This window comes from Sinosporangium siamense (genome assembly GCF_016863435.1).
Taxonomy (GTDB): Bacteria; Actinomycetota; Actinomycetes; order Streptosporangiales; family Streptosporangiaceae; genus Sinosporangium; species Sinosporangium siamense.
Genome location: NZ_BOOW01000035.1, coordinates 1 through 12,409, shown reverse-complemented (window position 1 = coordinate 12,409; position 12,409 = coordinate 1). Strand labels below are relative to the sequence as shown.

12 protein-coding genes and 1 pseudogene are annotated in these 12,409 nt (G+C 70.5%); 9 read left to right on the top strand and 4 right to left on the bottom strand.

The features are described 5' to 3' along the window. Nucleotides 1-15 precede the first annotated feature (15 nt). The 3 genes and pseudogenes from trpM to Ssi02_RS26895 all read right to left on the bottom strand — a co-directional run. A complete protein-coding gene (gene trpM, locus Ssi02_RS26905; RefSeq protein WP_204030370.1) occupies nt 16-180 on the bottom strand; it encodes a tryptophan biosynthesis modulator TrpM in 165 nt (54 codons plus the stop codon). 102 nt (nt 181-282) lie between these two features. Next, nucleotides 283-1,590 (bottom strand): MFS transporter, encoded by a 1,308-nt coding sequence (locus tag Ssi02_RS26900; protein WP_239129757.1) that lies wholly within the window; start codon nt 1,588-1,590, stop codon nt 283-285. 164 nt (nt 1,591-1,754) lie between these two features. Continuing rightward, nucleotides 1,755-1,901, bottom strand: a pseudogene (locus Ssi02_RS26895) (AMP-binding protein); the annotation flags it as partial. Nucleotides 1,902-2,102: 201 nt separating this feature from the next. Here Ssi02_RS26895 and argC point away from each other — a divergent pair. The 8 genes from argC to Ssi02_RS26855 all read left to right on the top strand — a co-directional run bounded on the left by argC (nt 2,103) and on the right by Ssi02_RS26855 (nt 10,034). Then, nucleotides 2,103-3,128: an N-acetyl-gamma-glutamyl-phosphate reductase gene (gene argC, locus Ssi02_RS26890; RefSeq protein WP_204030369.1), complete on the top strand. Its 1,026-nt coding sequence runs from the start codon at nt 2,103-2,105 to the stop codon at nt 3,126-3,128. After that, nucleotides 3,125-4,279 (top strand): bifunctional glutamate N-acetyltransferase/amino-acid acetyltransferase ArgJ, encoded by a 1,155-nt coding sequence (gene argJ / locus Ssi02_RS26885; RefSeq protein ID WP_204030368.1) that lies wholly within the window; start codon nt 3,125-3,127, stop codon nt 4,277-4,279. Before argC ends, argJ begins: the two co-directional genes overlap by 4 nt. Continuing rightward, complete coding sequence (gene argB, locus Ssi02_RS26880) at nt 4,276-5,184, top strand: acetylglutamate kinase (protein ID WP_204030367.1); 909 nt, start codon at nt 4,276-4,278, stop codon at nt 5,182-5,184. The genes argJ and argB overlap by 4 nt, the downstream gene beginning before the upstream one ends. Nucleotides 5,185-5,228: 44 nt before the next feature. Further along, entirely contained in the window at nt 5,229-6,377 is a 1,149-nt protein-coding gene (locus Ssi02_RS26875; protein WP_239129822.1) for an acetylornithine transaminase, read from the top strand. After that, the gene (gene argF, locus Ssi02_RS26870) at nt 6,370-7,287 is read left to right on the top strand and encodes an ornithine carbamoyltransferase (protein ID WP_204030365.1); all 918 of its coding nucleotides are present in this window, start codon (nt 6,370-6,372) and stop codon (nt 7,285-7,287) included. Before Ssi02_RS26875 ends, argF begins: the two co-directional genes overlap by 8 nt. Nucleotides 7,288-7,321: 34 nt before the next feature. After that, nucleotides 7,322-7,828: an arginine repressor gene (locus Ssi02_RS26865; RefSeq protein WP_204030364.1), complete on the top strand. Its 507-nt coding sequence runs from the start codon at nt 7,322-7,324 to the stop codon at nt 7,826-7,828. 185 nt (nt 7,829-8,013) lie between these two features. Further along, nucleotides 8,014-9,411, top strand: coding sequence for an argininosuccinate lyase (gene argH / locus Ssi02_RS26860; protein ID WP_239129819.1), 1,398 nt, complete (start codon nt 8,014-8,016; stop codon nt 9,409-9,411). Continuing rightward, entirely contained in the window at nt 9,393-10,034 is a 642-nt protein-coding gene (locus tag Ssi02_RS26855; protein ID WP_204030362.1) for a DNA-3-methyladenine glycosylase, read from the top strand. Before argH ends, Ssi02_RS26855 begins: the two co-directional genes overlap by 19 nt. Here Ssi02_RS26855 and Ssi02_RS26850 read toward each other — a convergent pair. After that, entirely contained in the window at nt 10,007-10,432 is a 426-nt protein-coding gene (locus Ssi02_RS26850; protein WP_204030361.1) for a PH domain-containing protein, read from the bottom strand. The two genes, Ssi02_RS26855 and Ssi02_RS26850, sit on opposite strands and share 28 nt — an antisense overlap. Nucleotides 10,433-10,573: 141 nt before the next feature. On the opposite strand from Ssi02_RS26850, the gene tyrS reads away from it, so the two are divergent. Beyond that, nucleotides 10,574-11,845, top strand: a complete 1,272-nt coding sequence (gene tyrS, locus Ssi02_RS26845; protein WP_204030360.1) for a tyrosine--tRNA ligase — start codon at nt 10,574-10,576, stop codon at nt 11,843-11,845. The last annotated feature ends 564 nt before the right edge of the window (nt 11,846-12,409 follow it).

Sequence of the window (12,409 nt, the reverse complement as noted above, 5' to 3'; positions counted from 1 at the left end):
CGGCGGAGCCGGCCCTCAGGCGGCCCGCCTGGCGCGTGGCGCGCGGAGCCATCGCATGCCGTTGATCTGGCCGGGCTCGGCGCCGATCACATAGCGCACCCGGCGCCCGAGCACACGCCGCGCGGGGGCCCGGCAGCCGCGCGGGCGGCAACCAGGGGCAAGGCGGATGACGATGGGCACGCTTGAAGGGTAACGCACGGGCGTGTCAGAACCGCGGAATTTCCGGGGCTCGTGGCCCGGGGGCGGCGCGGAGCACGGCCGCGAGTGTGCCCCGAGGGCCGCTCAGCCCTCGGCCACCAGCGCTTCGCGTCGCCTGCGTTCGGCGAGGGCGTGTTCGTCGGTGCGCGCGTCGTATTTCCTGAACTTCGGCAGCACCGCCGCCAGCAGCGCGACCGCGCCGACGCACAGCAGCCCGCCGACCCCGACCGAAAAACGCGCCCCGCCGAACTGCGCCATGAAACCGGCCCGGGCGTTGCCGAGCATGGGCCCGGTGGAGTAGGAGAGCAGTTCGATGCCCGCCAGACGGCCGCGGAGCTCGTCGGGAATGGTCTGGTTCCAGATGGTGGACCGGAAGATGCCGCTGATCATGTCGGCGGCCCCGGCGACGGCGAGGCAGAGCACCACGATCCAGATGTTGGGGACGAGCGCGGCCACCCCCATCGCCGCCCCCCAGAGCACGGCGGCGACGATCACCCCGAGCCCGTGGCGGTGCACGCGCCGGGTCCAGCCTGAGGTGACCGAGGCGAGGAGGGAGCCTGCGGCCCCGGCGGAGTAGAGGAGGCCGAGGGCGGTGGGGACGCCGAGTTCGTCGACGAGGAAGGGGTAGAGCGCGGTGGCGATGGCGAAGAACATCGCCGCCATGTCCACGAGGTAGGTGCCCATGAGGTCGGATCGGCTGACCGCGTAGCGCATGCCCTGCACGAGGGACTTGAGCGAGGCGGGCGTGGCGTCCTCGCGCGGCGGGAGGCGGCGCACGCGCCACAGCAGCACGAAGGACAGCACGTAGGACACCACGTCGATGCCGTAGGTCACGGCGGGCCCGAAGGCCACGACGATGACGCCGGCGAGCGCGGGCCCGACGATGGCGCCGAAGTTCCAGCGGAAGGAGATGAGCGCCGCGGCGGCGGTGAGCTGGTCGTGCTTGACGACCCTGGGCACCATGGCGTCGAGGCTCGGCCGCTGGAGGCTGTCGAGCCCGGCCAGGCAGGCGCCGAGCACGTAGAGCACCCAGACCTGCGGCTCGGGCAGCAGCGCGTTGATCATCAGGATCAGCGCCGCGAGAGCGAGGCCGACCTCACACCAGAGCACAACCTTGCGCCGATCGAGCGCGTCGGCGATGGCGCCGCCCCACAACCCGCACACCACCATGGGGATGAACTCCGCGAGGCTGACCAGGCCGACCGCCACATAGGAGCCGGTCAGTTCCTTCATCTGGAGGGGAACCGTGACGTAGGTCAGGAAGCTCCCGAACATGGTGATGATCCCGGAGCCCATGAGGAGGCGGAAATCCCGGGACTCCCGGAGTGGCCGGATGTCCATGCCCAGCCCGCGTAGCCGGGCCCTGAAGGTGCGATCAGACTTTTCGGCCACGAAGTGCCATTGTGGGCATCGGCCATGCCGCACCGCAAATGATTTTCAGCCGCCATCCGCCAAGCGGTACGGCGGAAGCCGGCGCGGCCGGGGGGACCGGACCCCGGCCGCGCCCCCGCTCACCCGCCGAGGACCTCGTGCCTCAGCTTCGTCTTGAGGATCTTGCCCGAGTCGGCCAGGCCGAATTCCAGCTCCGAGCGGGTCCACCAGGCGTTGAGGGGTACGGCGACGGCCCCGAGGGCCATGATCGCGGAGAAGGAGACGACCCACTCGGGATAGTTGCGCATCGCGAGCGCGACGCGGTCGCCCTGCAGCAAAGGGCAGAAACGAGATTCGGTTTACCGTCATTAGACAGCGTTGATCGGCTGCTGTGAGTGGCCATGCAGTGATACTTCCCTCGAAGTCTGATTTGCGTGCTTGGGAGATGGGGTATGTGTGCTTGCATGACCATCCCTAGGGATGCATAATCCTTAAGCAAGCTCATGAGGGCAGATGCATAGACATGCAGGAGGATGCGGATGAGGGCAGCCGTCGCGGGAGCCAGCGGCTACGCGGGGGGAGAGTTGCTGCGCCTGCTGCTCGGCCATCCCCACCTTGAGATCGGCGCCCTCACCGCGGGCGCGAGTGCGGGCAGCCGCCTCGGCGACCACCAGCCCCACCTGCCGCAACTCGCCGACCGCGTGCTCACCCCGACCACCCCCGAGACCCTCGCCGGCCACGACGTCGTCTTCCTCGCCCTGCCGCACGGCCAGTCCCACGCCCTCGCCGAGCAACTCGGCGACACCCTCGTGATCGACTGCGGCGCCGACTTCCGGCTCACCGACCCCGCCGCCTGGGAGCGGTTCTACGGCGGAGCCCACCCGGGCACCTGGCCCTACGGCCTGCCCGAGCTGCCCGGCGCACGGGCGACCCTGAGCGGCGCGCGGCGCATCGCCGTCCCCGGCTGCTATCCCACCGCGGCCACCCTCGCCCTCATGCCCGCCTTCGCCGCCGGGCTCGCCATGCCCGACGTGGTCGTGGTCGCCGCCTCCGGCACCTCCGGCGCCGGCCGCGCCCTCAAGCCGAACCTGCTCGCCAGCGAGGTCATGGGCTCCGCCTCCGCCTACGGCGTCGGGGGAGTGCACCGCCACACCCCCGAGATGGAGCAAAACCTCTCCGCCGTCGCCGGCTGGCCCGTCACCGTCTCCTTCACCCCGCTGCTCGTGCCCATGAGCCGGGGCATCCTTGCCACCTGCACCGCGCCCGCGGCGCCCGGCGTCACCGCCGAGACGCTGCGCGAGGCATATGAGACGGCGGTCAAGGACGAGCCGTTCCTGCGCCTGCTGCCCGAGGGGCAGTGGCCCGCCACCTCGATGACCCTGGGCGCCAACACCGCCGTGCTGCAGGTGGCGTTCGACCCGGCGGCCGGTCGCGTCGTCGCGGTCATCGCCATCGACAACCTCACCAAGGGCACCGCCGGCGGCGCGATCCAAAGCGCCAACATCGCCCTCGGCCTGCCAGAAGAAACCGGCCTTCCCCACATCGGAGTCGCACCTTGAGCGTTACCGCACCTCTCGGCTTCCGGGCCGCGGGCATCGCCGCAGGCATTAAAACCAGCGGCGCCCGCGACCTCGCACTCGTTGTCAACGACGGGCCCTCACGCGCGGCGGCGGCGGTCTTCACCCGCAACCGCGTCAAGGCCGCGCCGGTCATCTGGTCGGAACAGGTCGTCAAAGGCGGCAAGGTGAGCGCCGCCGTCCTCAACTCCGGCGGCGCCAACGCGTGCACGGGCCACCTGGGCTTCCAGGACACCCACGCCACCGCAGAGAAGGTGGGCGAGGTCCTCACCGGCTCGCCGGGCGAGATCGTCGTCTGCTCCACCGGCCTCATCGGCGAGCGGCTGCCCATGGACCCCCTCCTGGCCGGAGTGACCGAGGTCGCCGCCCAGCTCAGCCGGGACGGCGGCCTGGCCGCCGCCGACGCCATCCGCACCACCGACACCGTCTCCAAGATCTCCTTCAAACGGGGCGAGGGCGGCTATATGGTCGGCGGCATGGCCAAGGGCGCGGGCATGCTCGCGCCGGGCCTTGCCACCATGCTCTGCGTCCTCACCACCGACGCCGACCTGTCGTCTGAGCAGCTCGACACGGTGCTGCGCCGCGCCACCGCCGTCACCTTCGACCGGCTCGACACCGACGGCTGCATGTCCACCAACGACACCGTGCTGCTGATGGCCAGCGGCGCCAGCGGCGTCGTGCCCGACCTCGCCGAGTTCGAAAAGCGCGTGACCGGCCTGTGCGCCGACCTCGCCCGGCAGCTCCTGGTCGACGCGGAAGGCGCCAGCAAGGCCATCGCGATCGAGGTCATCGGCGCGGCCTCGGAGGACGACGCGGTCACCGTGGGCCGCTCGGTCGCCCGCTCCACCCTGCTCAAGTGCGCCATCCACGGCGAGGACCCCAACTGGGGCCGCGTGCTCTCCGCCGTGGGCGTCACCGACGCCGCCTTCGAGCCCGACCGGCTCAACGTCGCCATCAACGGCGTGTGGATCTGCCGCGGCGGCGCCGCGGGCGACGACCGCTCCAAGGTCGACCTGCGTCCGCGCGACGTGACGATCACCGTGGACCTTTCGGCCGGCCCGCACGCCGCCACCGTCCACACCACCGACCTGACCGCCGCCTACGTGCACGAGAACTCGGCCTACTCGACATGACCGCCACCGACCTCCACCTCGACGGCATCGACGGCGTCGCCGCCAAGGCCGGCACGCTGATCGAGGCGCTGCCCTGGCTGGCCCGCTTCCACGGCGCGACCGTCGTCGTGAAATACGGCGGCAACGCCATGACCGACGACGCGCTCAAGGCGGGCTTCGCGCAGGACATCATGTTCCTCCGCTACGCCGGGCTCAGGCCCGTCGTCGTCCACGGCGGCGGCCCGCAGATCAACGCCCACCTCCAGCGCCTCGGCATCGAGAGCACCTTCACCGCGGGCCTGCGGGTCACCACGCCCGAGGCCATGGAGGTCGTGCGCATGGTGCTCGTCGGCCAGGTCAACCGCGACGTCGTCGGCCTGCTCAACCGGCACGGCCCGTTCGCCGTCGGCATGTCGGGCGAGGACGCCCATCTGTTCACCGCGGTCCGCAAGCACGCGGTGGTCGACGGGGAGAAGGTGGACATCGGCCAGGTCGGGGAGATCGTCAAGGTCGAGGCGGGAGCCGTACGCGCCCTGCTCGCCGACGGCCGCATCCCGGTCGTCTCCTCCGTCGCCCGCGGCGAGGACGGCACGGTCTACAACGTCAACGCCGACACCGCCGCCGCGGCGCTCGCGGTGGCGCTCCAGGCGAGCAAACTCATCGTGCTCACCGACGTCGAGGGCCTCTACGCCGACTGGCCGGCGAGCACCGAGGTGATCGGCCGGCTCACCGCCGGCGAACTCGTCGAACTACTGCCTTCCCTCTCCAGCGGGATGGTGCCCAAAATGGAAGCCTGTCTGCGCGCCGTCCAAGGCGGCGTGCCCCAGGCGCACGTGCTCGACGGCAGGAAGCCCCGCTCGCTCCTGCTGGAGATCTTCACCGACCAGGGTGTCGGAACCATGGTCATTCCCGGGGGTGGACAGTGAGTGCCGAGCAGCCCGACCTGCGTGCGCGGTTCGAAGCCGCGTTCATGCCGAACTACGGCGTGCCGCCGCTCGCGCTCGCCCGCGGCGAGGGCGCACGGGTGTGGGACCTCGACGGCCGCGCCTACCTCGACCTGATCGGCGGCATCGCGGTCAACTCCCTCGGCCACGCCCACCCCGCCCTCGTGCGGGCGGTGTCCGAGCAGGTCGCCACGCTCGCCCACACCTCCAACCTCTACCTCCACGAGCCCGAGGTGCGCCTCGCCGAGCGGCTCCTCGGCCTGCTCGGCACCCCCGGCCGCGTCTTCCTGTGCAACTCCGGCGCCGAGGCCAACGAGTGCGCCTTGAAGATCGCCATAAAGTACGGCAAGACCCACGGCCGCACCTACTTCGTCGCCGCGGAGAACGGCTTCCACGGCCGCACGATCGGCGCCCTGTCGCTCACCGGCAAGGCGTCCATCCGCGAGCAGTTCGGACCGTTCCCGGTGGACGTGCGCTTCGTCCCGTACGGCGACGCCGACGCCTTGAAGTCCGCCGTCACGGCCGAGTGCGCCGCCGTCTTCCTCGAACCCACCCAGGGCGAGGCGGGAGTCGTGCCCGCTCCCGAGGGCTACCTCACCGCCGCGCGTGAGATCTGCGACGCCACCGGCGCCCTCCTCGTGGCGGACGAGATCCAGTCCGCCATCGGCCGCACCGGGCACTGGTTCGCCCACCAGGCCGACGGCTTCACCCCCGATCTGCTCACGCTCGCCAAGGGCCTTGGCGGCGGCATGCCGATCGGCGCCGTCGCCGGCTTCGGCGCGGCCGGCACCGTCTTCGACAAGGGCGACCACGGCTCCACCTTCGGCGGCAACGCCGTCTCCTGCGCGGCGGCCCACGCCGTGCTCGACACCATCGAGGCCGACGGCCTGCTCGCCCACGTGCGGCGGGCGGGCGCCCACCTCGCCGAGGGCATCGCCGCGATCGACCATCCGCTGCTCACCGGCGTGCGAGGCCGCGGCCTGTGGCTCGCCGCCCTGCTCGCCGAGCCCAAGGCCGCGGCGGTTCAGGCCGCCGCGCAACGCGCGGGATTCCTGGTCAACGCCGTACAACCCGACGCGATCCGGCTCGCGCCGCCGCTCGTGATCGGCACCGACCAGATCGACTCCTTCCTGACCGCGTTCCCGGCGATCCTGACGGAGGCCGCCAATGCCTAGGCATTTCCTTCGCGACGACGACCTCACCCCGCAGGAACAGGCCGAGATCCTCGACCTCGCCGACGCCATGAAGAAGGACCGGTACGGCTACCGCCCGCTGTCCGGCCCCCAGACCGTCGCCGTGCTCTTCGACAAGCACTCGACCCGCACCCGCGTGTCGTTCGCCGTCGGCATCACCGAACTCGGCGGCCAGCCGCTCATCATGGACGCGGGCAGCTCGCAACTCGGCCGCGGCGAGCCCATCGAGGACACCGCGCGGGTGCTGGAGCGCCAGGTCTCCGCCATCGTGTGGCGCACCTCCGGCCAGGAGCGCGTGGAGGTCATGGCCCGCGTGTCGTCCGTGCCGGTGGTCAACGCCCTCACCGACGACTTCCACCCGTGCCAGATCCTCGCCGACCTGCAAACCGTCCGCGAGCACAAGGGCGCCACCCACGGCCTCACCCTCGCCTACCTCGGCGACGGCGCCAACAACATGGCACACTCCTACCTGCTCGGCGGGGCCCTCGCGGGCATGCACGTCCGCGTCTGCGCCCCCGAGGGCTACCGGCCAGACCCCGCCGTGCTCGCCCGCGCCGCCGAGATCGCCGCGACCACCGGCGGTTCGGCGCAGGTCGTCGAGGACCCCGCCGCCGCCGTCGCCGGCGCCGACGCGGTCACCACCGACACATGGGTGTCGATGGGCCAGAGCGACAAGGACCAGCGCATCGCCGCGCTCATGCCGTACCAGGTGAACGGCGCGCTGCTCGCGAACGCCCCGGAGGCGGTGGTGCTGCACTGCCTGCCCGCCTACCGGGAGCTTGAGATCACCGCCGAGGTCCTGGAGGGGCCGCAGAGTGTGGTGTGGGACCAGGCGGAAAACCGGCTCCACGCGCAAAAGGCACTGCTCCACTGGCTCTTGGCGCGAAAATGACGTCCACATTGTGGATGGACCCGGAGCACTGACCATGAGCATTCCCATGACCAAAACCGCCAGGCAGGCCAGGATCACCGACCTGCTGGCCCGCCAGCCCGTGCGATCCCAGCCCGAGCTGGCGAAACTGCTCGCAGAAAGCGGCGTCGAGGTCACCCAGGCCACCCTCTCGCGGGACCTGGACGAACTCGGCGCCCTCAAACTGCGCGCAGAGGACGGATCACTCGTCTACGCCCTCCCAGGCGAAGGCGGCGCCCGCATCCCGCTCGCCCGGCTGGGCACGGGGGAGACCCCCGCCGCCCGCCTGCGGCGCATCGCCGAGGAGCTCCTGGTCTCGGCCGAGGCGTCCGCCAACCTGGTGATCGCCCGCACCCCGCCCGGCGCCGCGCAGTTCCTCGCCTCGGCGATCGATCACGCGGGATGGGAGTCCATCCTCGGCACGGTCGCCGGCGACGACACGATCCTGATCATCAGCCGCGATCCCCAAGGGGGCGCAGGTCTCGCCGAGGCGCTGCTGCGCGCCGCCGACAGGCGCGCCTGACCTCCCGTGACCGGCGTCGTGCCGCATAGACACGCGTGGCGCTCCTCGCCGGTTCACCACCGATGAGTAGCGCGCTGTAAGGTCGCGTGGAACGCCGCGCCCCCGGGCCATCCGGCGGGCGCGGGCGCCGACAAGCTCAAATCCGAAAGCGAGGAAGACTCACCGTGAGTGAAGGTGGCAAGCCCATGCGGTTGTGGGGCGGCCGGTTCGAAGGAGGCCCGGCCGACGCGCTGACCAGGCTCTCTGTCAGTGTGCAGTTCGACTGGCGGCTCGCGCCGTACGACTTGCTGGCCTCCCGCGCCCACGCGCGAGTCCTGCATCGCGCCGGGCTGCTGAGCGAAGACGAGCTCGACCGCATGATCGGCGCGCTCGACGACCTGGAGCGTGCCTGCAAGGCAGGGGAGTTCCGGCCCACCGTCGCCGACGAGGACGTGCACACCGCGCTTGAGCGCGGGCTGCTTGAGCGGCTCGGCACCCTCGGCGGCAAGCTGCGCGCCGGGCGCAGCCGCAACGACCAGGTCGCGACCGACCTCCGGCTCTACCTCCGCGACCACGTGCGCACCATCGTCTCGCGGCTCGTCGAGCTTGAGACCGCGCTGATGGCCCAGGCCGAGGAGCACGCCGAGACCGCCGCCCCCGGCATGACCCACCTCCAGCACGCCCAGCCGGTGTCCTTCGGCCACCAGCTCCTCGCCCACGTGCACGCCTTCGCCCGCGACATCGACCGGCTGCGCGACTGGGACCGCCGCGCGGCGGTCTGCCCGCTCGGCTCGGGAGCGCTCGCCGGCTCCTCCCTGCCGCTCGACCCGCAGGCCGTCGCCCGTGAGCTCGGATTCGACTCCGCCGCGCCCAACTCGATGGACGCGGTCTCCGACCGCGATTTCGCCGCGGAGTTCCTGTTCTGCGCGGCGATGGTCGGTGTGCACCTGTCGAGGCTGGGCGAGGAGATCGTGCTCTGGGCCTCGCAGGAGTTCCGCTGGATCGAGATGGACGACGCCTACTCCACGGGCTCGTCGATCATGCCGCAGAAGAAGAACCCCGACGTGGCCGAGCTCGCCCGCGGCAAGTCCGGGCGGCTCATCGGCAACCTGATGTCGCTGCTCACCACGCTCAAGGGCCTTCCGCAGACCTACAACCGCGACCTGCAGGAGGACAAGGAGCCGGTCTTCGACACGGTCGACACCCTCCTGCTCGTCCTGCCGGCCGTCGCCGGGCTCGTGTCCACCATGCGGGTCAACACCGCCAAGCTCGCCGAGAGCGCTCCCGACGGCTTCGCCCTGGCCACCGACCTCGCCGAGCTACTCGTGCGCAAGGGCATCGCCTTCCGCGAGGCCCACGAGGCCGTCGGCCACCTCGTCGTGTGGTGCCAGGTCAACGACAAGACCTTCGACGTGCTCACCGACGATGAGCTGATCAAGGTGTCGCCGCACTTCACCCCCGATGTGCGCGACGTCCTGAACGTCGCCGGCGCCCTCGCCTCGCGCAAGGCCCACGGCGGCACCGCCCCCGACCGGGTCCGCGAGCAGCTCGCCTCCCTGCGCGACGACGTCGACGACCAGGCCGCATGGGCGAGCGGCTCCTAGAGCGGGAGTTCTTCGACCGGCCCGCCGAGCAGGTCGCACCCGGCCTGCTCGGCCACGTCCTCGTCCACGTCACGCCGGCGGGACGCGTCGCCGCGCGTCTCACCGAGGTCGAGGCATATGGCCTGCCGGGCGAGGACCCCGCCTCCCACACCTATCGCGGCCAGACCCCACGCAACTCCGTGATGTTCGGGGAGCCTGGGCACATGTATGTCTACTTCACATACGGCATGCATTTCTGCGCCAATCTCGTCTGCCTGCCCAAGGGCATGGGGTCGGCCGTGCTGCTCAGGGCGGGCGAGATCGTCGAAGGCGCACCCCTCGCCCGCGCCGCCAGGGAGCGTTCGCGGGCCGCCTCAGCCGCCGTTCCCGAGCGTGATCTGGGCCGTGGCCCCGCCCGGCTGGCCGTCGCCCTGGGCCTCGGCCGCGACCAGAACGGGCTCGACTGCTGCCTGCCCGGCGGCCCGATCCGGCTGCTCGAAGGCACACCGCCGCCGCCCGGCACGGTCAAAGCCGGCCCGCGCACCGGCATCGCCAACGGCAAGGAGACCCTCTGGCGTTTCTGGATCGAGGGCGACCCGACCGTGTCACCCCACCGTCAGCACGTGCCCCGGCGCCGGGCCTGATGCCACTTCTCGCGGAGTACGGCGAGAGCCTCCTTGCACGGCACCCCGAGATCGTAGGAGCTGAACACCTGGAGCCCCTCCTCGGTGTGCACCTCCAGCAGCTCGGTGCGCGAGGTCAGGCGCCTGCGCACGTCCACCCGGATGTCGGTCACCTCACTCCACGGCACGTGGTGGCGTCCCGCGAACCCGACCACCATCGTGAGGCCGTCGTCGTCGGGCGCCAGCCGTACCGGCACGATGAGGTCGCGCGCCGCGAGGACGGCGAGGAGCACGGTGGCGGGGGCGGCCAGCACCACTCCCCGTGTGTCTTGATCCAGGGCGAAAAAGACCGCCAATGCCAGGCAGACCAGGGCGCCCACCGCCTTGGCGACCGTCACTTCGCGCCTCACCTTCCACATGCATCGCACGTTACCGCGCCGACGAGTGGCGCGAGTCGGCGATGATCAGGCAGGCTGTATGCCTGGGTAGCGTCTGACGCTCTTGATCGGACATGCTCGCTTTTATCGATGTAAATCCACACACTGAGGAATCTCTGCACCGTGACCGACATCCTCGATGAGCTCGCCTGGCGCGGATTGATCGCGCAGTCCACCGACATCGACGCACTCCGCGAGTCGCTGGCCGAGGGCCCGATCACGGTCTATTGCGGGTTCGACCCCACCGCGCCGTCCCTGCACGTGGGCAACCTGGTGCCGCTGCTCACCCTCACGAGGTTCCAGCGCGCCGGCCACCGTCCCATCGGCCTCGTCGGCGGCGCCACCGGCCTCATCGGCGACCCCAGCGGGCGCAACAGCGAACGCGCCCTCAACACCGCCGACGTCGTCGCCGACTGGGTGTCCCGCATCCGGGTGCAGGTGGAGAAGTTCCTCTCCTTCGACGAGGGGCCCACCTCGGCCGCCCTCGTCAGCAACCTCGACTGGACCGGTCCGCTCACCGCCATCGACTTCCTGCGCGACGTCGGCAAGCATTTCCCGGTCAACCGGATGCTCGCCCGCGAGGCCGTCAGCGCCCGTCTGGCCGGTGAGGGGCTGAGCTACACCGAGTTCAGCTACCAGATCCTCCAGGCCAACGACTATCTGGAGCTCCACCGTCGGCGCGGCTGCAGCCTGCAGATCGGCGGCAGCGACCAGTGGGGCAACATCACCGCCGGCTGCGACCTCATCCGGCGGGTCGAGGGCCACCATGTGCACGCGCTCACCGTGCCGCTGATCACCAAGGCCGACGGCACCAAGTTCGGCAAGACCGCGGGCGGGGCCGTTTGGCTCGACCCCGAGATGACCACGCCATACGCCTTCTACCAGTTCTGGCTCAACGCCGACGATCGTGACGTCGTGAAGTTCCTGAAGATCTTCAGCTTCCGGTCCCGGGAGGAGATCGAGGCACTGGAGAAGGAGACGGCCGACCGTCCCGCCGCTCGCGTCGCTCAGCGTGCTCTGGCGGAGGAGTTCACCACGCTTATGCATGGTGCGGATGAGTGTGCCGCGGTGATCGCGGCCTCCAAGGCGCTCTTCGGCCAGGGCGCTCTGGGCGAGCTTCCCGAGCGGACCCTCGCGGCTGCTCTTGCCGAGTTGCCTGGGGTGACGGCTCCCGCCCTCGGTGCGACGTTCATCGATCTGCTGGCGGAGAGCGGCCTCGTCGAGAGCAAGTCGGCGGCGCGGCGCGCGGTCAAGGAGGGCGGGGCCTACCTCAACAACGTGAAGATCACGGATGAGGGTTATGTCCCGGTGGCGGAGGACCTCATCCACGGGCGGTTCCTCGTCCTGCGCCGGGGCAAGCGGTCGCTGGGTGCGGTGGAGCTCGTCTCCGCGTGACAGCCGTCCTTGGATCCTGTTGCCGGCCGGCGCCGGGGTCCAAGGCATTCGGTCCCTGGGGTGTTTGGGTGTTTGGACCTCAGGGGCCTTCGGCTTCTTGAGTGCTCTTTGTCGCTGTGTCACCGTGAGGTGAGGCTTTGCTGCGGCGCAAGGTAGGTAACGTTACGGTCGCGAAGAGTGGGTATTTCGGGGCTTGATCCGGGCTGTGGGGCTTTTACCTGCGGATACGGTTTGCGGGGCCGATTTGACGAGGGGGGCGGGGGAGCTTAGTGTTCTCATCGCCCCGGGGAACTGGGAGCTGCGGATCGCGGCTCCGGGCCCGAGGCGAACCCTCTTCGATGAGCCTGGCGGCTCGGGCGTGCGCTTGCATGTTGGCCGCCTGGTGTCGTCCACTATGAGTTGATCAGCCGGAAAATCGGTTGATTCGACACTCGGTGGGTGTCACGGTAAGTTGGAGAAGTTGCTCCGGAGACGGAGCGGCAAAGATCCTCCTGGTTTACGAAGATCGGCCGGTTTGACCGAGATCAACGAAAACTTGTAGGATCGGAAACACCGAAGCTTAAT

Excerpts from the sequence above, each read along its gene's own strand:
- argC (WP_204030369.1), top strand. The coding sequence starts at position 2,103 with ATGCGGATGAGGGCAGCCGTCGCGGGAGCCAGCGGCTACGCGGGGGGA.
- argB (WP_204030367.1), top strand. The coding sequence starts at position 4,276 with ATGACCGCCACCGACCTCCACCTCGACGGCATCGACGGCGTCGCCGCC.
- Ssi02_RS26875 (WP_239129822.1), top strand. The coding sequence starts at position 5,229 with ATGCCGAACTACGGCGTGCCGCCGCTCGCGCTCGCCCGCGGCGAGGGC.
- argF (WP_204030365.1), top strand. The coding sequence starts at position 6,370 with ATGCCTAGGCATTTCCTTCGCGACGACGACCTCACCCCGCAGGAACAG.
- Ssi02_RS26865 (WP_204030364.1), top strand. The coding sequence starts at position 7,322 with ATGAGCATTCCCATGACCAAAACCGCCAGGCAGGCCAGGATCACCGAC.
- argH (WP_239129819.1), top strand. The coding sequence starts at position 8,014 with ATGCGGTTGTGGGGCGGCCGGTTCGAAGGAGGCCCGGCCGACGCGCTG.
- Ssi02_RS26855 (WP_204030362.1), top strand. The coding sequence starts at position 9,393 with ATGGGCGAGCGGCTCCTAGAGCGGGAGTTCTTCGACCGGCCCGCCGAG.
- Ssi02_RS26850 (WP_204030361.1), bottom strand. The coding sequence starts at position 10,432 with ATGTGGAAGGTGAGGCGCGAAGTGACGGTCGCCAAGGCGGTGGGCGCC.